Annotated in this window: 24 protein-coding genes and 1 tRNA gene (1 of these 25 only partly in view); 16 read left to right on the plus strand and 9 right to left on the minus strand. The window is 65.1% G+C overall.

Features of this window, described 5'->3' with window-relative positions:
* The 3 genes from ACV7JP_RS04435 to ACV7JP_RS04445 form a co-directional block, all read right to left on the minus strand.
* A protein-coding gene (locus tag ACV7JP_RS04435) for a sensor histidine kinase (protein WP_457798025.1) crosses the window boundary here: on the minus strand, positions 1-706 show its 5' portion. Its footprint begins 182 nt before the window's first position; 706 of the gene's 888 nt are visible here — the first part of the coding sequence; the start codon lies at positions 704-706; its stop codon lies beyond the left edge, outside the window.
* Positions 707-1201: 495 nt separating this feature from the next.
* The gene (locus ACV7JP_RS04440; RefSeq protein WP_457798026.1) at positions 1202-1327 is read right to left on the minus strand and encodes a helix-turn-helix domain-containing protein; all 126 of its coding nucleotides are present in this window, start codon (positions 1325-1327) and stop codon (positions 1202-1204) included.
* Positions 1328-1889: 562 nt separating this feature from the next.
* Positions 1890-1974: transfer RNA gene (locus ACV7JP_RS04445), tRNA-Leu, on the minus strand.
* A 176-nt stretch (positions 1975-2150) separates the two neighbouring features.
* Between ACV7JP_RS04445 and ACV7JP_RS04450 the strand changes: the two genes are divergently transcribed.
* On the plus strand, positions 2151-3173 hold the full coding sequence (locus tag ACV7JP_RS04450; RefSeq protein ID WP_457798027.1) for a complex I NDUFA9 subunit family protein: 1023 nt from the start codon (positions 2151-2153) through the stop codon (positions 3171-3173).
* Positions 3174-3362: 189 nt separating this feature from the next.
* Here ACV7JP_RS04450 and ACV7JP_RS04455 read toward each other — a convergent pair whose 3' ends face one another.
* From ACV7JP_RS04455 to ACV7JP_RS04480, 6 genes are all read right to left on the minus strand, one after another.
* Positions 3363-4052 (minus strand): sulfate transporter family protein, encoded by a 690-nt coding sequence (locus tag ACV7JP_RS04455; protein ID WP_457798028.1) that lies wholly within the window; start codon positions 4050-4052, stop codon positions 3363-3365.
* Positions 4053-4334: 282 nt separating this feature from the next.
* Complete coding sequence (gene scpA, locus ACV7JP_RS04460) at positions 4335-6497, minus strand: methylmalonyl-CoA mutase (RefSeq protein WP_457798029.1); 2163 nt, start codon at positions 6495-6497, stop codon at positions 4335-4337.
* 105 nt (positions 6498-6602) lie between these two features.
* Complete coding sequence (locus tag ACV7JP_RS04465; RefSeq protein WP_457798030.1) at positions 6603-6944, minus strand: c-type cytochrome; 342 nt, start codon at positions 6942-6944, stop codon at positions 6603-6605.
* A gap of 43 nt (positions 6945-6987) precedes the next feature.
* Positions 6988-7416, minus strand: a complete 429-nt coding sequence (locus tag ACV7JP_RS04470) for a universal stress protein (protein ID WP_457798031.1) — start codon at positions 7414-7416, stop codon at positions 6988-6990.
* A gap of 107 nt (positions 7417-7523) precedes the next feature.
* On the minus strand, positions 7524-8015 hold the full coding sequence (locus ACV7JP_RS04475) for a response regulator (protein WP_457798032.1): 492 nt from the start codon (positions 8013-8015) through the stop codon (positions 7524-7526).
* A gap of 362 nt (positions 8016-8377) precedes the next feature.
* Positions 8378-8542: a helix-turn-helix transcriptional regulator gene (locus tag ACV7JP_RS04480; protein WP_457798033.1), complete on the minus strand. Its 165-nt coding sequence runs from the start codon at positions 8540-8542 to the stop codon at positions 8378-8380.
* A gap of 339 nt (positions 8543-8881) precedes the next feature.
* Here ACV7JP_RS04480 and ACV7JP_RS04485 point away from each other — a divergent pair, with 339 nt between their 5' ends.
* The 15 genes from ACV7JP_RS04485 to ACV7JP_RS04555 are packed head-to-tail and all read left to right on the plus strand — an operon-like array spanning position 8882 to position 23198.
* Positions 8882-9319, plus strand: a complete 438-nt coding sequence (locus tag ACV7JP_RS04485; protein ID WP_457798034.1) for a hydrogenase accessory protein — start codon at positions 8882-8884, stop codon at positions 9317-9319.
* A 3-nt stretch (positions 9320-9322) separates the two neighbouring features.
* Entirely contained in the window at positions 9323-10180 is an 858-nt protein-coding gene (locus ACV7JP_RS04490) for a hydrogenase expression/formation C-terminal domain-containing protein (RefSeq protein WP_457798035.1), read from the plus strand.
* The gene (locus ACV7JP_RS04495; protein WP_457798036.1) at positions 10177-10395 is read left to right on the plus strand and encodes a rubredoxin; all 219 of its coding nucleotides are present in this window, start codon (positions 10177-10179) and stop codon (positions 10393-10395) included. The genes ACV7JP_RS04490 and ACV7JP_RS04495 overlap by 4 nt, the downstream gene beginning before the upstream one ends.
* On the plus strand, positions 10379-10900 hold the full coding sequence (gene hybE, locus ACV7JP_RS04500; protein ID WP_457798037.1) for a [NiFe]-hydrogenase assembly chaperone HybE: 522 nt from the start codon (positions 10379-10381) through the stop codon (positions 10898-10900). Before ACV7JP_RS04495 ends, hybE begins: the two co-directional genes overlap by 17 nt.
* Before the next feature lie 14 nt (positions 10901-10914).
* Complete coding sequence (locus ACV7JP_RS04505; protein ID WP_457798038.1) at positions 10915-11982, plus strand: nickel-dependent hydrogenase large subunit; 1068 nt, start codon at positions 10915-10917, stop codon at positions 11980-11982.
* Positions 11975-12316 carry a hydrogenase maturation nickel metallochaperone HypA gene (gene hypA / locus ACV7JP_RS04510; protein ID WP_457798039.1) on the plus strand — a complete coding sequence of 114 codons (342 nt, stop codon included), beginning with the start codon at positions 11975-11977 and terminating at the stop codon, positions 12314-12316. The genes ACV7JP_RS04505 and hypA overlap by 8 nt, the downstream gene beginning before the upstream one ends.
* Complete coding sequence (hypB, locus tag ACV7JP_RS04515) at positions 12316-13206, plus strand: hydrogenase nickel incorporation protein HypB (protein ID WP_457798040.1); 891 nt, start codon at positions 12316-12318, stop codon at positions 13204-13206. Before hypA ends, hypB begins: the two co-directional genes overlap by 1 nt.
* Positions 13207-13211: 5 nt before the next feature.
* Positions 13212-15497, plus strand: a complete 2286-nt coding sequence (hypF, locus tag ACV7JP_RS04520) for a carbamoyltransferase HypF (protein WP_457798041.1) — start codon at positions 13212-13214, stop codon at positions 15495-15497.
* Positions 15488-15718, plus strand: a complete 231-nt coding sequence (locus ACV7JP_RS04525) for a HypC/HybG/HupF family hydrogenase formation chaperone (protein WP_457798042.1) — start codon at positions 15488-15490, stop codon at positions 15716-15718. The genes hypF and ACV7JP_RS04525 overlap by 10 nt, the downstream gene beginning before the upstream one ends.
* Positions 15715-16860 (plus strand): hydrogenase formation protein HypD, encoded by a 1146-nt coding sequence (gene hypD / locus ACV7JP_RS04530; protein WP_457798043.1) that lies wholly within the window; start codon positions 15715-15717, stop codon positions 16858-16860. The genes ACV7JP_RS04525 and hypD overlap by 4 nt, the downstream gene beginning before the upstream one ends.
* Positions 16857-17909 (plus strand): hydrogenase expression/formation protein HypE, encoded by a 1053-nt coding sequence (gene hypE / locus ACV7JP_RS04535; RefSeq protein WP_457798044.1) that lies wholly within the window; start codon positions 16857-16859, stop codon positions 17907-17909. Before hypD ends, hypE begins: the two co-directional genes overlap by 4 nt.
* Before the next feature lie 28 nt (positions 17910-17937).
* On the plus strand, positions 17938-19380 hold the full coding sequence (locus ACV7JP_RS04540) for a sigma-54-dependent transcriptional regulator (protein ID WP_457798045.1): 1443 nt from the start codon (positions 17938-17940) through the stop codon (positions 19378-19380).
* The gene (locus ACV7JP_RS04545) at positions 19367-20746 is read left to right on the plus strand and encodes a sensor histidine kinase (protein WP_457798046.1); all 1380 of its coding nucleotides are present in this window, start codon (positions 19367-19369) and stop codon (positions 20744-20746) included. The genes ACV7JP_RS04540 and ACV7JP_RS04545 overlap by 14 nt, the downstream gene beginning before the upstream one ends.
* Positions 20743-21750 (plus strand): NADH-quinone oxidoreductase subunit B family protein, encoded by a 1008-nt coding sequence (locus ACV7JP_RS04550; RefSeq protein WP_457798047.1) that lies wholly within the window; start codon positions 20743-20745, stop codon positions 21748-21750. The genes ACV7JP_RS04545 and ACV7JP_RS04550 overlap by 4 nt, the downstream gene beginning before the upstream one ends.
* Entirely contained in the window at positions 21747-23198 is a 1452-nt protein-coding gene (locus ACV7JP_RS04555) for a nickel-dependent hydrogenase large subunit (protein WP_457798048.1), read from the plus strand. The genes ACV7JP_RS04550 and ACV7JP_RS04555 overlap by 4 nt, the downstream gene beginning before the upstream one ends.
* The last annotated feature ends 47 nt before the right edge of the window (positions 23199-23245 follow it).

Consider the following 23245-nt stretch of genomic DNA (forward strand, 5'->3'; position numbering starts at 1 on the left):
GTGCGAACAGGGAGAAGATGTTAGGCAGCGCGTCGGGGGAAATTCCTCGCCCGTTATCGCGCACGGAGATGGCTACCCACTCATCTTTTCGCTCAATCGATAAGTCGACCGCGCCGCCTTCCGGCGTGAACTTAGAAGCATTATCGAGCAAATTGGCGAAAACCTGAGCGATTCGAACCGGATCGACTTCAGTAATCAACGTGTCCTGATGGACCCTCAGCGAGATTTGCTGATGTGCAGCTTCGAAGCGCGAACGATAGGCCTCCAAAACGCCTTCCACGATAACTGATATGTCCTCCAGCTCTGCTCGCAGCTTTATCTTCCCGCCCTTGATCCGGGAGATTTCCAGTAGCTCGTCCACAAGTCTAACTAGATGTTCAACCTGTCGTTTTATGATTTCGACAAGCTTCCGACGGCTCTCATCGGGGCTTGGATTCCGCTGCATTGTGGCTATGCCATTGTGTATAGAGGCAAGGGGGTTTCGGAGTTCGTGAGCCAGGGTTGCGAGAAAGACCTCACGGGCGCGGATTGCTTCGCGCAATTCACGCTCGGCTTTGGCGCTCTTATCTTGGTTATAGGCGACGATCAGGATGGTTGCCGCCACCATCGCGCGGTTAAACCAGATGATCGAAACTGACTCCTCGGGTGTTATTGGTAAGCCGATGAGCGGCGCGAGCAGAGCAAAGGCGACGCTCACGAAAGCCATGAGCCAAAGGTCTCTCCGATTTATTCCGATGTCCTTTGAAATAAATGATACCATTATGTTGCAGAAAGCGACGTTTAGAGTTGCGGGTGTTAAACAGTCTATAATAAAAATTATTATCCTGAGAAGCCATAGCAACCACAATATCGGCCTTCTTCTGAGCTTCATTGGAGACCTCGCGCGGACCCTAGCTTGGCAGCAGGAGCGCTTTTACCAGAAGTAAGCTTTATTGCTGCCGCTTTGTGATTGATCTCTGGCACAGAACGCTAGGTCGATAAAGTGTTACTGTGGGCGCTTGCGAGACAGTGTTGGCCGAACCGCGCAGCGTTGCGTTCCGCTACGTTACCCGACGATCCGGAACGAAAACCCCGATGCAGCCTGGGTGCGGCGCACTCGGAACAAAAAGCACTGATCCAGTCACGCACACTTAAAACATTCGCGGACCGCTTAACGGCCGTCGCGGTCCATTGGCTACCCCGTGGCGTCGGTATGCCGCGCTCACAAGCCCCATTCGGCAAGAGCCATTTCAGCGCCGGCCGCATCGTCCCTAATGCGGTAGACAGTCTGCCGCGAGAGTCCCGCCACGGCCGCCACATCGCCTACCCCAGAGCCCTGCGAGAGCATGTCGCGGACAGACGCGCGAAAGCAGACGCCCCGCCTGATGGGCGGCGGGACGCTGAAGGGCGCTCTATGCGGGAGGGGGTAGGTGGTCGCAGCGGGCGACTATCCGCCGTGCGGGGGACTCGCCTTGCTTCCGACGACGGTCCGCGTAGCGGCTCACGAGCGTTCGATACCACTCCCCGGCAAGTTGCATGATTTGCTCATGGGAGAGCGCCACGGCCCCCTCGTCGAAAGACTGATACAGGCGATGGATTTGCGTTGAAACGTCGCGGAAGCGTTCCTTGGCCTTGCCGATCTCTTTCGTCCTCAGGGACACCGCGACGGTATCCCGGACCTGGATGCTTACGCGCAATCCATCCACGGTGAGGGGCAATCGCTCCCCCTGCATTCGGGTGAGAACGGCGGCCGGGGGGCCGCTGACGGTAATAGAAGACGCCGGTCTTTGGATGCTTCCAGGGACTTGTCATTCTCAGGATCATTGTGTGGCTGCCTTGTGTGGCAGCGGGACCAATGCAACCCTTACAAAATCAGTAAGGTCCTGATGAGACTAGCACATCTGGATTGATGGTGCCCAGGAGAGGACTCGAACCTCCACGGCTTTCACCACTGGTACCTGAAACCAGCGCGTCTACCAATTCCGCCACCTGGGCATGTGGGCGCTCTCTTAGGGGCGCCGGCCCTGTCCTGTCAATGCGGGCGTCGCCAAAAAGCGCGCGGGCGTTCAAAAAGAACCCCGAGCGCCGTCCGGCGCCGCATTTCCTTCCGGGCGGAATTTCGCTAGAGCACGGGCGACAAATTTTGCAAGCCGGCGACGCCGGCGCGGCGAATGGAGCATAAAGCGATGAGCGGCGTGAACATGGGCGCGGGACGCGTGGTGACGGTGTTTGGCGGGTCGGGCTTCATCGGGCGCTATGTCGTGCGGGCGCTGGCCCGGGACGGCTGGCGCGTGCGCATCGCCTGCCGCCGGCCGGACCTCGCCTTCCATCTGCAGCCGCAGGGGCGCGTCGGCCAGGTCATGGCGGTTCAGGCCAATGTGCGCCATCCCGAATCGGTTGCGGCGGCGCTGCGCGGGGCCTCGGCCGTGGTGAACCTCGTCGGGATTCTGGCGGAGGGCGGCGCGCAGAAATTCTCCAAGGTTCAGGCCGAGGGCGCGAAGGTCATCGCCGAGGCCGCCAGGGCGGCGGGAATCGACAATCTCGTTCACATTTCCGCGATCGGCGCAGATCCGAGCTCCGCCTCCGCCTACGCCCGCAGCAAGGCCGAGGGCGAGGCGGCGATTCTCGCAGCCGTTCCTTCCGCCGTCATCCTGCGCCCCTCGGTGGTGTTCGGGATCGAGGATCAGTTCTTCAACCGCTTCGCCGCCATGGCGCGCTATTTTCCGGTGATCCCGGTCGTCGGCGCGGAAACCAGGTTCCAGCCGGTCTATGTGGGCGACGTCGCCGAGGCCGTGGCCAAGGCCGTCGCGGGAGAGGCCAAGGCGGGAGCGATCTATGAGCTCGGCGGGCCGGAGGTGAAGACCTTCGCGGCGCTGATTGATTATGTGCTGAAGGTCACCGGTCGCGATCGCCGCGTGGCGAAGCTTTCCTTCTCGACCGGCAAGCTCGTCGCCTCGGTCACTCAGCTCTTCACCAGGCTGTCATTCGGCCTCTTCCCGACGCTTCTCCGCATGACCGGCGATCAGGTGGAGCTGCTCAAGCACGACAATGTCGTGAGCGAAGCCGCCATCAGGGAGGGCCGCACGCTGCAGGGGCTCGGCATTCAGCCGCAGTCCATCGAAGCGATCGCGCCGACCTATCTCTATCGCTATCGCAAGACCGGCCAGTATCAGGCGCAGCGCCTGGGGGCCTGAGTCCAGAGAGTCAGCCATCTCGGCCGTCATTGCGAGCGGTTTCTCGAAGTCGGGCATACCCGACTTCGCAATAGCGGCGAAGCAATCCGGGGCCACATCAGGGCTCTAAAGCGCTTCGTCGCCGGCGCTCCCCGCAATGACGCGCAAGCGCGTTGCGCGTTCGAGCCCAAGCGCTTGGCGCGGGCATCACTACCTCTCCGCCCAGCGCGCGCTCCCGCGCGACAGCATTTTGTGGATGCGCGACATGAAGGCGACCCCGAAGAGCGGCGTCAACACGTTGAGGCCCGGCGTCGCGACGAAGGCCGCGATGAACAGGCCCGCCAGAAAGAGCTGCGGCGCATAGCGGCGGCGCAATTCCGTCGCCTCCTCCAGCGTCCGGAAGCGAGTGGCGGCGAAGAGGAAATATTCGCGTCCCAGCAGATAGGCGTTGGCCAGCAGGAAGGCGATCGCGTTGATTCCCGGCAGGAGCAGCAGGAACAGCGCAATGACGTTGACGCCCGCCGAGACGGCGGCGAACCGCAGGCCCATGAGGATCGCCTGCGAAGCGGGGATGGCCCGCCCGCCCTCGCCCGGCGGATAAAGATCGGCTTCGACGACATCGGCGAGATCGTCGAGAAAGAGGCCGGCGACCAGCACCGAGATCGGGCCGAGGAAAAAAGCGAGAAAGAGGAACAGGCCCACGCCTGTGGCGTAAGTCAGCGCGATCTGCAGCCATGGATGATCGACCGCGAGATAGGACAAAGCCAGTTTGTCGAGACCGACCCAGGCCAGCGCCAGAAACAGGAAGGTCATTCCGAGGCTCTTGAAGAGCACGTTGCGGAAGGGCGGCGAGAGAATCTCGCGCAACGCCGCCAGCGCGGCGTCGAACATGAAAGTCATGGATGGCCTCGAACAGCCGCCGGCGCGGCGGCGCCCTGCAAATGGCGATGGAGCGGCGCGGCGGCAAGAGGGTTCTCTTCGCCGGTCTGAAGAGACCTCTCCGCCCCTCGAAGATTACACGCCTTAGCCCCCTCCCCGCTCGCGGGGCCGCATTAGGAATCGTCAGGATATGGCGCAGGAACGCCGTCGAAGTCCCGGCGCGCATGTCGCCGCTTGCCCCTCACCCTGGCCCTCTCCCCGCTCGCGGGGAGAGGGAATGAGGCCGGCGTCTTCAACCTGCGATCACCCCGCCTTCGCCAACTCCCGCTGCGCGAAGCCCAGCCGGATGTTCAGCTCGTGCAGGAGCTGCTCGGCGGCGGCTGGAATGTTCGTGCCCGGCGGGAAGATCGCCGCGGCGCCGAAATCGTAGAGGGCCTGGAAATCGTCCGGCGGAATGACGCCGCCGACGACCATCATAATGTCCTCGCGGCCGACGTGCGCCAGCGCGTCGCGCAATTCCGGCGTGAGCGTCAGATGGCCGGCGGTCATGGTCGAGACGCCGACAATATGCACGTCGGCTTCCTTCGCTTTCTGCGCCACCTCATCGGGCGTGGCGAAAAGATCGCCGATCACGACGTCGAAGCCCATATCGGCGAAGGCCGAGGCGATGACCTTCTGGCCGCGATCATGGCCGTCCTGGCCCATCTTGGCGACGAGGATGCGCGGCTTTTTGCCGGTATTCTCTTCGAAGTCGCGCGTCATGCCGACGACGCGGCCGACCTGCGCGCTGTCCTTGCCGGCCTCTTTCGCGTAAACGCCCGAAATCACGTTGGCCTTGGGCTTGTGGCGCGTGAAGACCTTTTCCAGCGCATAGGAGATTTCGCCGACGCTCGCCTTGGCGCGCGCCGCCTTCACGGCGAGGTCGAGGAGATTGGCGCCGGAGGTCGCGCCCTCCGTCAGCGCGTTCAGCGCGGCCTGCGCCCGCGCCTCGTCGCGCTCGGCGCGCAGGCGCTTGAGCTTGTCGAGCTGCGCGGCGCGCACGGCGGCGTTGTCGACCTTGAGGACATTCGGCTTGGCGTCGTTCTCGGGCCGGTATTTGTTCACGCCGACGACCACCTGCGTCCCGCTGTCGATGCGCGCCTGCGTCTTGGCGGCGGCCTCCTCGATGCGCTGCTTGGGCACGCCGGCCGCGATCGCCTTGGCCATGCCGCCAAGCGCCTCGATCTCCTCAATATGCTCCCAGGCCTTCTTGGCGAGCTCCGCCGTGAGGCGCTCGACATAATAGGAGCCGCCCCAGGGGTCGATCACGCGCGTCGTGCCGCTTTCCTGCTGAAGGACGATCTGCGTGTTGCGGGCGATGCGGGCCGAGAAATCGGTCGGCAGCGCCAGCGCCTCGTCCAGCGCATTGGTGTGCAGCGACTGGGTGTGGCCCTGCGTAGCGGCCATGGCCTCGACGCAAGTGCGAATCGAATTGACGTAAACGTCCTGCGCGGTGAGCGACCAGCCGGAAGTCTGGCAATGCGTGCGCAGGGTCAGGCTTTTCTCCGACTTGGCGCCCAAGTCCTTCATGAGCCGCGCCCAGAGCAGGCGCGCGGCGCGCAGCTTTGCGACCTCCATGAAGAAATTCATGCCGATGGCGAAGAAGAAGGACAGGCGCGGCGCGAAGGCGTCGATGTCGAGCCCCGCCGCGACGCCAGCGCGCACATATTCCACGCCGTCGGCCAGCGTGTAGCCCAATTCGAGGTCGGCGGAGGCGCCGGCCTCCTGCATGTGATAGCCGGAAATCGAGATCGAGTTGAATTTCGGCATATTCTGCGAGGTATAGGCGAAAATGTCCGACACGATCCGCATGGAGGGCTCCGGCGGATAGATATAGGTGTTGCGCACCATGAATTCTTTGAGAATGTCGTTCTGGATCGTGCCGGTGAGCTTGTCGACCGAGACGCCCTGCTCTTCCGCCGCCACGATGAAAAGCGCGAGAACCGGCAGCACGGCGCCGTTCATGGTCATGGACACGGACATCTGATCGAGCGGAATGCCGTCGAAAAGCGTGCGCATGTCATAGATCGAGTCGATCGCGACGCCCGCCATGCCGACATCGCCCATGACGCGGGGATGGTCTGAATCATAGCCGCGATGGGTCGCGAGGTCGAAGGCGACCGACAGGCCCTTCTGGCCGGCGGCGAGGTTGCGGCGGTAGAAGGCGTTCGAATCCTCGGCCGTGGAAAAGCCGGCATATTGGCGGATCGTCCAGGGCTGGGCGACATACATGGTCGGATAGGGCCCGCGCACGAAGGGCGCGACGCCAGGATAGCCGTCGATGAAGGACAGGCCCTCGACGTCCTGCGGCCCATAGGCGCTCTTCACCTCGATCCCTTCGGGCGTCAGCCAGCTACGGAGCGGCGCCTCCTGCGCGACATTGGCGGCGGCGAAAGGGATCTTGGTGAAATCAGGGATGGCGGACATCTGTTCCTCGGCTGCTTTCCGGAGGTTTTAGACCAGCCTTTCCCCGAGCGCAAAGGCGGCCTGCGGCCGCGCGCGGCGATCCGCCCCCGCCGGGCCGGAAGCAAGCTAAGGCTTCTGGATCGATCCCAAATAAGCGAGCAGCGCCTCGACCTCCTTCGCGCCGAAGCGGAACTGCGGCATCTCCAGCCCCTCATGGCCGACGACAATGCCCTCGCCCAGCGCCTCCTCCAGATTATGAAGCGGATATTTGCGGGCGAGATAGCGGAAGGGCGGCGATTTCGGGTTGGGGCTCTCGCCGGCGCGGCCGATCGCGTGGCAATGGCCGCAATTGACCTTCGCGATCGCCGCCCCGCGTTTAATGGCATCCTTTCCCGCCGCGGCGGCGGGCGACGACAGGATGAAGGCCGCGAGGCAGGAGAAGAGCGGCAGGGGCGCGAATCGAACCATGTCCGACAGTCTATCCCCCGCCCCCTCGACCTGCCAGCCGCGCCTATTGCCGCACCACCAGCACCGAGCATTTGGCGTGGCGGACGATGGTCTTGGCGTTGGAGCCGAGAAGATAGGTCGCCATGGTGGGACGATGCGAGCCGACGACGATGAGGTCCGCGCCCCAATCCTCGGCCTCGGCCAGCACCTCCGGATAGACGGCGCCGAAGCGCACGGTCGAGGAGACCCGCCCGCGCGGCAGATCAACCTTCTGCGACATATCGGTAAGGTCCTTTTCCGCGACTTCGCGCATCTCCTCGTCGAAATTCGGCGGAATGTAGTCGACGAAGGCGACCGGCACGAGCGGTTGAACGTTGATGAGCCGCAACTGCGAGGCCGGGTCGGTTTCGGCGAGCGCCTGCGCGGCGTCGAGCGCCAGCTTCGCCATCTCCGATTCGCCCAGATCCACGGGCACGAGAATCTTCTTGTACATCTTCCCTCCCTCGAAAGTTTTGGTGTTATGCAGCCTTAAATAGGCGATTGGCGGCCGCCCCGCGAGGGGGGCCGCCGCGAAGGATCGCCGCATGGTTTGCGCGGCTGCTATTGCTTTCGCGTGAGCCGGCTGACGGCGGATTTCGTCGCCATGATGATTTCCATCGATTGCGAACGCCGCGTGGTCGCCTGCGCGATCGCGGCCTTGACGTCGCCGACGGAATAGGGCTTCGGGATCACCAGAACCGGCTCCAATTCGCCGGTCTGCAGCCATTGCGGCACGGCCGTGACGAAAATGACCGAGGCGTCGATGCTTTTGAGCATTTCGTCCACCGCCACGATTCCCGAGCTGCCATCGGCGAGCTTGACGTCGGCGACGATCACGGCGGGCCGCGCCTTCAAGGCGAGCGACAGCGCTTCCTCATGCGTGCGCGCCGGGCCGATGACCCGGTGGCCGAGATCGTTCACGATCAGCTCTATGTCTTTCGCGATGATCGACTCGTCCTCGACCACCAGAATGTCGAGCGCGCGCTGCTGACGTTTGGGGCGCGGGCGCGGCGTCGTGTCCGGCGCTTGCGCGTCTTCGATAGGATTGTTCACTTGGCTGCCTCTTCCGTCGCCGCCATTCCAGGGGTAGGGAGTCGATGTCGCCTTGGAAGACGGCTCGCGCGCCGGCTCCCGGCGCGGCCATGGCGTCATTTCAGCTTAACGCGCGTGATGAGGGTCGGTTCCGCCAGAGTCGCGCGAGCCCGCGCTTTCCCAATCTGTAGTTGCATCAAAAGTCCGGCCCGCGGCGCGCGCATGAGCCCACGCCTTTGCGGCGACCTTCACCGTCGCTTTTTGTTCCTCGCCGTGAAAGCCGCGAGGATCGCGATCATTTGCGGGATCGTCTCGTCGCATCAACTCTCGTTCAGCGCCGGCGGATCGATTTTCCGACGCAGGAGAAGCCGGCCGCGCACGCCTCACCGCAGAACCAATTTCGTCAATAGCGCGGCAAGCTCGCTCTGGCGGGAGACGCCGGTTTTGGCGAACACGCTTTTGAGCACGGCGCGCGCGGTGTTTTCCGTGACGCCCAGCTTTTCGGCCGCCGATTTCGGCGCAAGGCCGGTCGCGACGAGAGCGGCCAAACGCGCTTCGCCAAGCGTCAAACCCAACACGTCGCGCACAAGCGCGGGATCGGCGGGCGCTTCCGCCTGCGAATCGATGACGAGAACAATTGCGCGCGTCCGGGTCAGGAATTGCGCCTCCGCGCCGCCGAGATCGCCGCCAACGATCGGCAGAACACCTTGCTAATCTGGAAAGATTCTTGCCATACGTATAAGGAGGATTCCAGCTTGGAGCCGCCATACAAATTTCTGTTCTCATAAAATCTTTATATTCTAGTAGTTTGAAGCGCATGAGGCGCGGGTCCCGCCTTGGCGCCCACATTGCAACGCCTCCAAAAAAGAAAATGGGAGGAATGGCCGATGTCGCCCTTGCTGCGGCGCCTGATCGAACGGGCGCGGCTGCCGCTCGTCGACGATCTGAGCATCGACGAATTTCTCGATGGCGTATCGAAGGAGCGCGCGCAGGCTCTGCTGTTCCTCTCCGGCGATGGCGGGAACCGTCCCGAGACGGGCGATGTCGCGGTGGCGCTGCCGGAACTGCTGTCGCATTTTTTTCCTCGCCTGCGCGGCGCCGTCGTCGCGCCCGAGGCGGAAGAAAGGCTGCGGCCTCGGCTTCACGCTTATGTGTCGCCAAGCCTTGTCGTCATGCGCGGGCGCGAGCCGGTCGGCGTCCTGCCGAAAATCCTGGATTGGGCTGACTACATCGCGAAGATCGAAAGTTTTCTCGATCCCGCCGCGCCCGCGCTCGCCGGTCCGAAAAGGCCGCAGGTCGAAATCTCCTTCAATCGCGGAGCGTGACCCATGAAAGCAGGATTCTGGGTGGCGCCCGAAGGCGCCGAAGAAGCGATGACGATCATGCCGATCGGCCTCGACGACGTCTTCGCCGCCGGCGCGGCGCTGCGCCCCGGCAAGCTCGCGAATAAGGATTCGGAAGACCTCATTCGCCGCTGCGCCGGCGTCGGCGGCCTGCTCCTCGACGTGGCCGAGGCGCTCGCCCGCCAGAAGGCGGAGGAGCCGGGCGTTCTCTTTGACGTCACCGACCGCGACGCCGACGAGCATGAGCTTCTCGGTCAGGCGCTCGGCGCGGGCGAAGTGAGCGGCGTCGTCGCGCTGCCCGACGGCGTCACCGCGCAAATTGCGGAATCGACGATGGCGGGCCTCTGGCGCGTGCGCTTCACCGGCGCCGACGAGCGGCTGGTCGGCGATTATCTCGAGGTCGGCGCCGTTCCCGAGGTCGTGAAGCGCGCGGCGATCGCCAATGCGCGCGACGTTTCATTCGGCGATGCGCCCGAGGGCGCAATGAACGTCATGCCGCTGCTCGCGGAAATCCGCGCGCGCGTCGTGGCCTTCGCGCTGGGAGACAAGGCGCATATCGTCAATTTCATGCTGTTTCCGATGACGCCGGAGGATATGGGCTTTCTGCAGGCTTCGCTCGGGCAAGGGCCCGTCGGCCTCCTGTCGCGCGGCTATGGCAAATGCCGCATTCATGCGACGGCGACTCGCCACGTCTGGTCCGTGCAATATTTCAACGCCATGGACGAGATCATCCTCGATACGCTCGAAATCGGCGGCGTGCCCGTCGCGGCGCTCGCGGCGACCGAGGATTTCCGCGACTCGAGCGAGCGGCTCCGCGAAATTTACGAGGCCTATTTCCAATGAGCTTCGAGAATTTCGACGCGCCGCGCGAGGCCGAAGTCGACGCCAAAATGGAATGCGGCGTGTGCTGGCATGTCTATGACCCCGCGCTTGGCGACGAAGTCTGGCAGATTCCGCCCGGCGTATCCTTCAGCGCATTGCCGCAGGATTGGCGCTGTCCCAATTGCGACGCGCCGCGAACGAGATTCATGAGGCTTGCCGATGAGCGCGACGGTTGATCCCGCGCGCGAGGCGGCGATCTGCGCCGGCGCGCGGCTCGTCGACCGCTATCGGCGCGCGCACGAGGCGATGCGCGATCTGCCGATCTGCAATCCGGCGCTCGAGATAGAGGCGATCGGCTTCCGGCCCTATGGCGGCCATGCGCTCGGCGTCATTCTCACGCCCTGGTTCATGAATCTCACGGTCTGCGCCTCGGGCGCCGAGGAGCTTCCGCCGAGGCCCCCGGGCGAGACGGCGCATTGGCCGCTGCCCGCCGGGCGCGTGGGCTTTATCGTCGGACGGCTTGACGGCTTCGGCCGCGTCGATAGCTGCTCGCTCTTTTCTCCGATGGACGGCTTTGCCGATCACGCCGCAGCGCGCGCCGTGGCCGTCGCCGCGCTCGCGGAATTATTCGAGCCCGCGCCGGCGGATGCGCGCGACGCCGCGGCGCAAAGACCCGCCATGCTGGATCGGCGTTCGCTCCTTTTCGGCGCGAAGCGCGACGAAGCGACTGTCGCGCCATGAGCGAGCGGGGAGAGATGTCGACAAGCATCGGCGTCGAGGTGACGCGCATCGAGGACAGAGTCGGAGAGGCGAGAATCGCGCCGCGACGCCAGGTCGACGCCGCGCGGCTGCTCCACGGCAAGGCCGCGCATGACGCGCCGCGCGTCATCGGCTCCGTCTTCACCCTCTGCGCCGCCTCGCAGCGCATCGCCAGCGAAGCGGCGGTGGCGGCGGCGCAATCGCAATCCGCGCCCGACGCCTTGCATCGGCGCTGGAGGCGCATGCTCTACGCCGAGCGCATTGCGGAACATTTGCGCGCCAGCGTGCTGGACTGGCCCGGCGAGAAGAACGACCCGAGGCGCCTCGCATGTCTTCCCGCCTTGCGCAGGGCGCTGGCCGCCGCCCGCGCCGCCGACGAGGAAAATGGGGCTTCTCTTCACGCGACGCTGAAAGAGGCGGCAAGCGAAATCGGCGCGTCGCCGGATTCGGCGCAAGGCCCGCAGGGGTGGTTCGCCGAATTGTGGCGCGACGTCGCGCAATATGCGCAGCACGCGCGCGCGCAAGAGGGCGCGGATTTTCTCGCTCTTCGTGACGCCGAGACGGTGCATGACGCCCTCTGTGAGCGAAACGCGGATTTTCTCGCGCGCCCGCATCTGCCGCAACGCATCGTCGAAACGGGCGCTTTCGCACGGCGCTTCTCTTTCCCGCGCGGCGATATCGGCCTGCTGGCGGGAAGGCTCCAGGCGCGCCTGTACGATATCGCGCACGCCTTGAACGCGCTGGGGAGCAAGCAGCTTCTGGCGGACGAGGAAGACCTCCTCGTCGCGCGTTCGAACCGGCCCGGCGAGGGCTTCGCAATGGTGGACTCGCCGCGCGGATTTCTGTGCCACCGCGTCGAAATCGACGCTTCGGGCGCGGTGGCGGCATATGATATTCTTGCGCCGACGGAATGGAATTTCCATCCCGCCGGGCCTTTCGCCCGGGCGCTTGCGGCGGCGAGGCTCAACGTCGCCGATCCGCGGCGGTTTGTCGCAACGCTTGCGGCTCTGTTCGATCCCTGCGCATCCTGCAATATCCGAATTCGCGAGGCGCAGCATGCATGAGATGTCGCTGATGGAAGCTCTCGTCGATCTCGCCGAAGAGGAAGCGCGCAAGGCCGACGCGCGCCGCGTCGCCGTCCTGCGCGTCGCCGTCGGCGCGCTGAGCCATGTCGATCCGCACGCTTTGCGTTTCTGTTTCGACGCGGTCGTTCGCGGCTCGATATGCGAAGGCGCCGCCCTCGATTTGCTGGACGTTCCCGGCGCCGGCTGGTGTCTCGATTGCGGCAAGGAAGTCGCGTTGACGGAGCGCTTCGGCGCCTGTCCCGAATGCGGACGCCATCGCGTTCAAGTGACGCGCGGCGACGATTTTCGCCTCATCGAACTGGAGGTCTCCTGATGTGCACTGTCTGTGGCTGCGGAACAAGCGCCGTCGAGGATTCGGACAAGGCCCAAAAGCGCGACGCGCATGCACATACGCACGCTGGCCATGATCATCATCATCACGACCATGACCACGACCATCATGCTCACGACCATGACCATGACCATCACGCCCATGGCGGCGACTCGATCCATTACGGCGCGGGGCTTGCCGGCGTTCATGCGCCCGGCCTGAGCCAGGAGCGGATCGTCAGGATCGAGCGCGACATTCTTTCCAAGAACGACGCCTATGCGCGCGAGAACCGCCATCGTCTGGCGGCGAACGGCAATTTCGCGCTGAATTTCGTCTCCAGCCCCGGCTCCGGAAAGACCAGCCTTCTCGTGCGCGCCATCGAGGATTTGAAGGCGCGCCGCGAGATCGTCGTGATCGAGGGCGATCAGCAGACGTCGAACGACGCCGAGCGCATTCGCGCGACCGGCGCGCGCGCCCTGCAGATCAACACCGGCAAGGGCTGCCATCTCGACGCCCATATGGTCGGCCATGCGATCGACACGCTCGCGCCGGAGAAGAACGCGCTGCTCTTCATCGAGAATGTCGGAAATCTCGTCTGCCCTTCGGCCTTCGATCTCGGCGAGGCGCATAAGGTCGTCGTGCTGTCGGCGACGGAAGGCGAGGACAAGCCGCTCAAATATCCCGACATGTTCGCCGCCGCCGATCTGATGCTGCTCAACAAGTCCGATCTTCTGGCGCATCTCGATTTCGACGTCGGCGCCTGCATGGCGGCGGCGCTCACGGTCAATCCCGATCTGCAGACGCTGGTCGTTTCGGCGCGCACCGGCGAGGGCATGAAGGCCTTTTACGCCTGGATCGAAGCGCGCGCCGCGCGCATGGCGGTCGCGGAGTAAAGCGAATGGCCCAAGCGGTCGCCGCTCGGACAACGCCGCGCCGCCTGCGGGTGCGCGTGCGCGGCGCGGTGCAGGGCGTCGGCTTCCGGCCTTTCGTCTATGACCTCGCGACGCGCCTGCGCCTCGACGGCTTTGTCAGGAATGACGCAGCCGGCGTGCTGCTCGAAGTGCAGGGCGAACGCATTGACGCATTTCTCGATGCGCTGTCGCGTCGTCCGCCGCCGCTCGCGCGCGTCGACGCGATCGAGGTCGAGGAGCTCGCGCCGCGCGAATCGTCGAATTTCGTCATTCTCGAATCCGTCGGCGGCAGGAGCGCGACGCGCATCGCGCCCGACGCCGGCGTCTGCGACGATTGCCTGGAAGATCTCTTCGATCCCGCGAGCCGCTTTCATCTCTATCCTTTCGTCGCCTGCACGCATTGCGGGCCGCGCTATACGCTGACGCGGCGGCTTCCCTATGATCGCGCGCAGACTTCCATGGCGCCCTTCGCCATGTGCGACGATTGCGCGCGCGACTATCGTGATCCGGCAAACCGTCGCCGCTTTCACGCCGAACCGCTCTGCTGTCCGGCCTGTGGGCCAAGGCTCTCCTCTTCGCTGGCGGAGATCGTCGCGGCGCTGCGCGCCGGCAAGATCGTCGCGGCAAAGGGCGTCGGCGGCTTTCATCTGATGTGCGACGCGCGGAACGGCGAGGCGGTGGAGGAATTGCGCCGCCGCAAGGCGCGCGACGCCAAGCCCTTCGCGGCGATGGCCGCCAATGCCGCCTCGGTCGCGACGATTGCGCGCGCGACGGAACAGGAGCTCGCGCTGCTTCAGGATGTGGCGCGGCCCATCGTGCTGATGCAAAGCGCGGGCGTTCTCGCCGACGCCATTGCGCCGCGCTTGAATCGCATCGGCGTCATGCTGCCCTATACGCCGCTGCATCATCTCATCTTTCACGCGGCGGCGGGCGCGCCCGCGACGGGCGACTGGCGCGAGGAGCCGCAAGAACTGGTTCTTGTCGCGACGAGCGCCAATCTCGGCGGCGATCCGCTGGTGAAGGACAATGACGAGGCGCGGGCGCGCCTCGCCGACATCGCCGATCTCGTCGTGACGCATGATCGCGAGATCGTGACGCGCATTGACGATTCGGTGGTGAGCGTCGTCGCCGGCGCGCCGGCTTTTCTGCGCCGCGCGCGCGGCTTCGTGCCGGAGCCGATCGAGCTTGGCGCCGACGGTCCCTGCGTCGTCGCCGCCGGCGCGCATCTCAAGGCGACGGTCACGGTGGCGCGCGGACGCGAGGCTTTCGTCTCCCAGCATATCGGCGATCTCTCAAACGCCGCGACGGGGCGTTTCTATCGCGAGACCGCGCAGCGGCTCATCGAGCTTCTCGACGTGACGCCGGAGATCGTGGCCTGCGATCTCCATCCCGATTATCATTCGACGCGCTGGGCCGAGGAGCAGCGCCTTCCGCTCATCCGCACGCAGCATCACGCGGCGCATCTCGCCGCCATTCTCGCGGAGCATCGCATCGAGGCGCCGGCGCTTGGTCTGGCGCTCGACGGACATGGGCTTGGCGACGCCGGACAATCCTGGGGCGGCGAATTGATGCGTCTCGACCGCGCGTCATGGCGACGGCTGGGCGGACTCGCGCCGCTGCCGGCGCCGGGCGGCGACCGCGCCGCGCGCGAGCCCTGGCGGATGGGCGTCGGCGCGCTCGCGAAGCTCGGGCGGCTCGACGCGGCGGCGCGCTTCTTTGCGGATGAGCCGCGCGCGCTGGAGATGGCGCGACTCATGAAACAAGGATATGCGCCGCCGGTGACGAGCGGCATGGGCCGCCTTTTCGACGCCGCCGCGGCGCTCCTCGGACTCTCGGCGCGCCAGCATTACGAAGCCCAGGCGGCGATGGAGATGGAGGCGCTTGTCGTCACGCCGCGCAAGATGGAGAATGGCTTCCGGCTCGCGGACGATGAACTCGATTTTCTGCCGCTTCTCGACGCGCTGGCCGAAAGACGCATGAGTCCGCGCGAGGGCGCGGAGCTTTTTCACGGCGCGCTCATCGAAGGACTCGCGCAATTCGTCGCAAGGGCGGCGACGGCGCAGCGCCTCGATATTGTCGCGCTCGGCGGAGGCTGCATGATGAATCGCATTCTTGCCGAAGGGCTGACGGCGCGGCTGAAAGACCTCGGCTTGCGGCCTCTGCTCGCGCGAAAGCTGCCGCCGAACGACGGCGGCCTTTCGTTCGGCCAGGCGGCGATGGCGCGCGCGCTCGCGCAATCTCGAAATCTCCAGGATCTTACCCTATGTGTCTAGCGATCCCCGCGCAGGTGACGGAGCTTCTCGACGACGGCATGGCCCGCATCGATATGGGCGGCGTGTCCAAGACGGTCAGCGTCGCGCTCGTGGACGATGTCGCGGTCGGCGATTTCGTCGTCGTTCACGTCGGCTACGCCCTGACGAAGATCGACGCCGGAGAGGCCGAGCGCACCCTGGCGCTGTTGCGCGACGCCGCGGCGATGGAGACGCCGTCATGAAATATGTGGACGAATATCGCGATCCCGGTCTCGCGAAAGGCGTCGCGGCGACGATCGCCGCCGAGGTCGATCCCGGCCGGGACTACCGCCTCATGGAGTTTTGCGGCGGGCATACGCATGCCATTTCCCGCTATGGCGTCGAGGACATGCTGCCGAAGAACGTCGTGATGATCCATGGCCCCGGATGTCCGGTCTGCGTCCTGCCCGTGGGCCGCATCGACGATGCGATCAAGCTCGCATCCGATCCGCGCGTAACGCTCTGCACCTATGCCGATCTGATGCGCGTGCCGGCGTCTCGCGGCGCGAGTCTTCTGAAGGCGCGCGCGGCGGGCGCGGATATCCGCATGGTCTATTCGACGCTCGACGCGCTGCGCATCGCCGAGGCGGAGCCCACGCGGGAAGTGGTTTTCCTCGCAATCGGCTTCGAGACCACGACGCCGCCGACAGCGCTCGCGATCAAGCAAGCAAAGACGAAAGGGCTGCGCAATTTCTCGGTCTTCTGCAATCACGTGCTGACGCCCGTCGCCATGCGCGCCATATTGGCGGGCGAGGGCGACGGGGCGACGCCGCTCGACGGGATCGTCGGCCCCGCCCATGTCAGCACGGTGATCGGCGCGCGGCCCTATGAATTCGTCGCGCGCGACTATCGCAAGCCCGTCGTGATCTCCGGCTTCGAGCCGCTCGACGTGATGCAGTCGATCCTGATGCTCGTCCGCCAGATCAATGACGGCCGCTGCGCGATCGAGAACCAATATGTCCGCGCCGTGACGCGCGACGGCAATGTCCGGGCGCAAAGGGAAATGGACGAAGTCTTCGAATTGCGGGACAGTTTCGAGTGGCGCGGGCTCGGCCTCGTGCCGCGGAGCGCGCTTCGCCTCTCCGACGCCTTTGCCGATTTCGACGCCGAGCGGCGCTTCGGCGTTCGCACCGTCGCGGCCGCAGACAATCCGGCCTGCGAATGCGGCGCGATTCTGCGCGGCGCTAAAAAGCCAACGGACTGCAAGCTCTTCGGCTCTCTCTGCACGCCCGAGACGCCGATGGGCTCCTGCATGGTGTCGTCGGAGGGCTCCTGCGCGGCGCATTACGCTTATGGGCGGTTTCGCGACCGCAGCCGGGCGCGCATCGAAAGGGCGGCCTCATGAGCCTCGTCATGAAGCCCGTTCAGCGCAAGCTCGACGTGAAGAACGGCCGCGTCGACCTCTCGCATGGCTCGGGCGGGCGCGCCATGGCGCAGCTCGTCGCCGATATTTTTCACGAGGCCTTCGGCAATGACTGGCTGCGCCGCAACGACGACCAGGCGTCGCTCGACGCGCAGACCGGCCGGCTCGTGATGACGACCGACGGCTATGTCGTCTCGCCGCTGTTTTTCCCGGGCGGCGACATCGGCTCCTTGTCCATCCATGGCACGATCAACGACATCGCCATGGCCGGCGCGACGCCGAAATATCTTTCCGCGAGCTTCATCATCGAAGAAGGATTCGCCCTCGCCGATTTGCAACGCATCGCCCAAAGCATGGGCGCGGCCTCGCGCGCCGCCGGCGTGCCGATCGTCACCGGCGACACCAAGGTTGTGGAGCGCGGCAAGGCGGACGGCGTCTTCATCTCGACCGCCGGCGTCGGCGTCTTGCCGGACGGCCTGTCGCTGTCGAGCGACAAGGCGCGCCCCGGCGACGCGGTGCTGGTCTCCGGCTCCATGGGCGACCATGGCGTCGCCATCATGTCGCGGCGCGAGAATCTCGAATTCGGCGTCGAGATTCTATCCGACTCGGCGCCGCTCCATGGGCTCACGGCCGTCATGACCGCCGCGGCGGGCGGCGCCTTGCGGGTGATGCGCGATCCGACGCGCGGCGGCCTCGCCGCGGTGCTCAACGAGATCGCGCATCAGTCCAATGTCGGCTTCATGGTCGAAGAGGAGTTGATCCCGGTGAAGCCGCAGGTCGCCGCGGCCTGCGAGTTTCTCGGACTCGATCCCCTTTATGTCGCCAATGAAGGAAAGCTCATGGCGATATGCGCGCCCGAGGCCGCCGAGACGCTGCTCGGCGCCATGCGCGCCCATCCGCTCGGACGCGAGGCCGCCCTGATCGGCCATGCCGTCGAAGACGAGCGCAATTTCGTCGAGATGAGCACGCGTTTCGGCGGCGGGCGCATCGTCGACTGGCTGTCCGGCGAACAGCTTCCTCGTATATGTTAAGGCGCTGCGATGCGGACCGGATGACGCCATGACTTCTTCCTCGACCGTGCTGGTGATCGATGACGAGCTTCGTTCGCGCGAGGCGCTGCAGCGGGTCCTCGCCGACGAATTCGACGTGATTTGCGTCTCGAGGGCGAAGGAGGCCGAGGGCGTCCTCGACGGCGAACTCGTGCAGGTCATTCTCTGCGATCACAGAATGGCCGGCGAAAGCGGCGTCGATTTCTTAAAGCGCGCGCGCATCGCCTGGCCCGATCCGATCCGCATCATCATCTCCGGCTATACGGAGTCCGAGGATATCATCGCCGGCGTCAATGAAGCGGGCATATATCAATATATCACCAAGCCCTGGGAGCCGGAGAAGCTCATCGCCAGCGTGCGCGACGCGGCGCAGCTCTATCGCTACCAGAAGGAGGTCGGCGCCGGCCTCGACAATAAGCCGGCCGCCGAGGTTCTCAACGAACAGATCGCGACCCGCCGCCGCAAGGAGCAGCGGCTCTTCGAATTCAGCCGCATCATTCACCACCCCGAAAGCCCCGTCGCGCCTGTCGTCGCTTTGGCGCGAAAGGCGACGGAATACGACATCTCGGTGCTTATCACCGGCGCGTCGGGAACCGGCAAGGAGCTTCTGGCGCGCGCGATCCATTACGGCTCCGATCGCGCCGACAAGCCTTTCGTCGTGCAGAATTGCGGCGCGCTGCCGGACGAATTGCTGGAGAGCGAACTTTTCGGCTGCAAGAAGGGCGCTTACACCGGAGCCTATCAGGATCGCGTCGGCCTTTTTGAGCTCGCCGATGGCGGCTCCATCTTCCTCGACGAAATCGGCGAAACCTCCGCCGCCTTTCAGGTGCGCTTGCTGCGCGTGCTGCAGGAGGGCGAAATCCGGCCGCTCGGCGCGCAGCGGCAGCGCAAGGTCAATGTGCGCCTGATCGCGGCGACGAACCGAAGCCTTGAAGACGAAATCGCGGCGGGCCGGTTCCGGCGCGATCTCTATTATCGCGTCGCCGCCTTTCCGATCCACCTGCCCCCGCTCTGCGAACGGCCGCAGGACATCGAGCTCATCGCCATGCGCATCCTCGCGGACGTCAATCGCAGCTTCCGGCGCGGCGTCAGAGGCTTCGCCTCCGAGACGCTGGCGCGCCTTGCGAAATACGATTGGCCGGGAAATGTGCGCGAGCTGCATAATGAAATCCAGCGCATGGTGACGCTCTCGGAAAATGACGGCCCGCTGCCGGCGAATCTCCTGTCGCCGCGCATTCTCGCGCCGCGCCTCATGAATGGGCATGCAAGCGCGGGCCGCGCGCTCAAGACGCGCGTCGAGGCGCTGGAGCGCGAAATGATCGAAGACGCGCTACGCCGCTTCGACGGCAATATCAGCCGCGCGTCGGAGGAGCTCGGCCTTTCCCGTGTGGGGCTGCGTAGCAAGATCGAACGCTATGGCGTCGAGCGGGATCTGCGCGATGGCGATGAGTAAGGCCTCTCGCCCAAACAATATGCTCGATCTCCTCTCGGAGAGCGCGGGACTGCCCGACGACGCCCAGACTGAGAATATGTGGCTCGAAGTCCTTCACAAGGTCGATGAAGTCTACTCCGACCTCATTCGTTACGAGTCCGATCTCGAAATTAAGAACGCCGAGCTTGAGGAAGCGCAGCAGTTCATTTCAAGCGTTATCGCCTCCGTCTCCGACATTCTCGTCGTCAGCGACGAGAAGGGCCGCATTCTTCAGGTCAATCCCGCCTTCCAGCGCATCACCGGATTGAACGAGGGGAAGCTGCTCGGCGCGAGCCTCGCGGATTTCCTGATCGAGGAAGATCGCGCGAGCGCCTTGCAGAAGATTGCGGAAGGCGTCGCGGGCAAGGTCACGGAGTGCGAATTGCGTTTTATCGCCGCGGACGGCGCATCCGATCTCATGGCGATCAATTGCTCGGCCCGCTTCGATCACGCCGGGCGGCGCGTCGGCGCCGTGCTCACCGGACGTCCGATCGGCGAGCTGAAGCGCGCCTATGAGGCGCTGCACCATGCGCATCTCGAATTGCAGAAGGCGCAGCGCAAGCTCGTCGAGCAGGAGAAGATGGCGAGCCTCGGGCGCCTTGTCGCGGGCGTCGCGCATGAGCTCAACAATCCGATCAGCTTCATTTACGGCAATATCCATACGCTCGACAAATATCGCGGCGCGCTGACGGAATATATCGAAAAAGCCCGCCCGAACAAGAATGACGAACTGCGGCTTCGCCTGAGGATCGACGCCATTCTGGCCGATCTTCCCTCCCTGATCGGCGGCATGATGGACGGCGCCGTCCGCATCAGCGACATCGTGCGGAACTTGCGGCGGCTGTCCTTCAGCCGGCCGGCCGAAACGCAGCGCGTCGATCTTGAAAGGATCGCGCGCACGGCGGCCAATTGGGCGGCGCGCAGCAAGAAGACCCGCGCCGATATTTCCTTCAATTGCGAAGCGGGCGTCGTCGTCGACGCGCATGAAGGCCAGATTCATCAGGTGCTCGTCAATCTCATCGACAACGCCTTCGACGCGACGAAGGAGATCGCCGCGCCCCGCATCCGCGTCGCGACGCGCGAAGCCAACGGCCGGGCCGAAATTATTGTCGAGGATAATGGGCGCGGATTGTCCGAACTCGTGCTCGACAAGATTTTCGAACCCTTCTTCACGACGAAGGTTGTTGGCGAAGGAACCGGCCTTGGTCTTTGGATCAGCTATTCCATCGTCAAGGAGCATGGCGGCTCCATCGTCGCCGCCAATCGGCCGGACGGCGGCGCGATCTTCACCGTTCAGCTTCCCATGAACAGCGCGCCGCCCCGGAGCGCGACGGACGAAGGCCGATGAGCGGCGGCGCCTTCAACATTTTATGGCTGCAGGCGGGAAGCTGCGGCGGCTGCACCATGTCCATGCTCGAACATGGCGCCGGCGGATGGTTTCGCGAGCTGGAGACGCTGGGCGTCAATCTGCTGTGGCACCCGAGCGTCAGCGAAGAGACGGCCGAGGAGGCGCGCGTCGTTCTGGCGCGCGTCGAGAGCGGGGAAACGCCGCTGCACGCGCTTTGCGTCGAAGGCGCGATTCTCTGCGGGCCCGACGGCACGGGTCTCTTCAATCGTCTGGCCGGCACGGGACGCGCAATGCTCGATTGGGCGCGCGCTTTTGCCGCCAGAGCGGATTATTGCGTCGCCATCGGCTCCTGCGCGGCCTTTGGCGGCGTTCCCGCCGCCGATCCCGACCCGACCGACGCCGCCGGCCTGCAATGGCGCAAGGCCATTGCGGGCGGCGCGCTCGGCTCCGATTATCGCTCGCGGCGCGGCCTGCCGGTCATCAATGTGGCGGGTTGCGCGCCGCATCCCGGCTGGATCATGGAGACGCTCGCGGCGCTCGCGCTCGGCGCGATGACGGCGGATGACCTCGACGCGCTCGGTCGGCCGAAATTCTACGTCGATCATCTTGCGCATCATGGATGCAGCCGCAACGAGTTCTATGAGTTCAAGGCGAGCGCGGAAACGCTGTCGCAGCGCGGTTGCCTGATGGAGCATCTCGGCTGCAAGGCGACTCAGGCGGCGGGCGACTGCAATCAGCGCGGCTGGAACGGCGCCGGCTCCTGCACCAAGGGCGGCTTCGCGTGCATAAACTGCACATCGCCGAGCTTCGAGGATATTCGCGACTATCACCACACGCCGAAGATCGGCGGCGTGCCGGTCGGCCTGCCCCTCGACATGCCGAAGGCCTGGTTCATGGCGCTCGCGGCTTTGTCGAAATCGGCGACGCCGCAGCGGGTGCGCAAGAACGCCACGGCGGATCACATCGTCGTGCCGCCGCGCGGCGCGAGAAAGCCAAAGGAATGACGCGCCTTCTTCTCGGTCCCTTCAATCGCGTCGAGGGCGATCTCGAAGTGTCGCTCGACATCGAGGACGACGCTGTCGCTTCCGCGCGCGTGACGGCGCCGCTCTATCGCGGCTTCGAGCAAATTCTCGTCGGACGGCCGGCGGCGGACGCGCTCGCCATCGCGCCGCGCATCTGCGGCATCTGCTCCGTCTCGCAATCCTTGGCGGCGGCGGCGGCGTTGCGGGCGCTTTGCGGCGTCGCGCCGCCGCATAATGGAATCGTCGCGGCCAATCTGGCGCATGCCGCCGAGAACATGGCCGATCATCTCACGCATTTTTATATTTTCTTCATGCCGGATTTCGCGCGCGCGCAATATGCCGGCCAAGGCTGGCATGAAGCGGCGGCGCGCCGATTCAAGGCGATCGAAGGCGCCGCGGCGAACGAGGTTTTGCAGGCGCGCCGGCGCCTCCTCGAAATCATGGGCTTCCTCGCCGGCAAATGGCCGCACAGTCTCGCCTTCCAGCCCGGCGGAACGACCTGCGCCGTCGATCTCGGGCGAAAGGCGCAGCTCGTCGCGATCACCCGCGACTTTCGCCGGTTTCTCGAAACGACGGTCTTCGCGGCGCCGCTCGACGCGGCGCTCGGCCTCGAGACGCCCGCGGAGCTGGAGCGCTTCTGCGAGGGCGCGGGCGCAGATGGGGATTTCGCCGCCTTTTGCCGCATCGCGCGCGCGCTCGATCTGGAAAATCTGGGCTGCGCCGCCAATCCATTGATGAGCTATGGCGCCTATCGCGGCGAGGCGGGAGCTTTTCTGAACGCCGGCGTATTCGATCCCGTTACGGGCGCGCCGTCGCCGCTCGACGCCGCCGCGATTCGCGAGGACGTATCGCATGCCTATATGCGCGACGGCCCGCAGGAGCCGCCGCTCGCGCGCACCGAGCCTCATGTCGATAAGCCCGGCGCCTATTCCTTCGCGAAGGCGCCGCGTCTTCGGGGTCGGCCGGCGGAGGTCGGCGCGGTCGCACGGCTCGCGGTTCACGGCCATCCGCTGGTGCGCGCGCTCATTGCGCGGTCGCGCGGCTCCAATGTCTTCGTGCGCGTCGTCGCGCGGCTCATTGAGCTTGCAATGATCGCTGAGGCGGCGGAAGGCTGGGCGATGTCATTGGAACTGAACGAGCCCTTCTGTTTCGCGGCGCCGCCAGATGGCGAAGGCGAGGGCGTCGGCCTTGTCGAGGCGGCGCGCGGCGCGCTCGGCCATTGGCTCGGCGCACAGAAGGGAAAGATTCACGCCTATCAAATCATCGCGCCGACCACCTGGAATTTTTCGCCCCGCGACGCTTCCGGCGCGCCCGGACCCGTCGAGCAGGCGCTTGTCGGCGCGCCGCTCGAAGGCCATGGCGCGCGCGCCGCCTCCGTGCAGCACGTCATCCGCTCTTTCGATCCCTGCATGGTCTGTACGGCGCATTGAATGACGGGCTGGCAAGCGCCTTTCCGCCGATTGAAAATCGACTAGCC

The organism is Methylocystis sp. S23 (assembly GCF_054106005.1).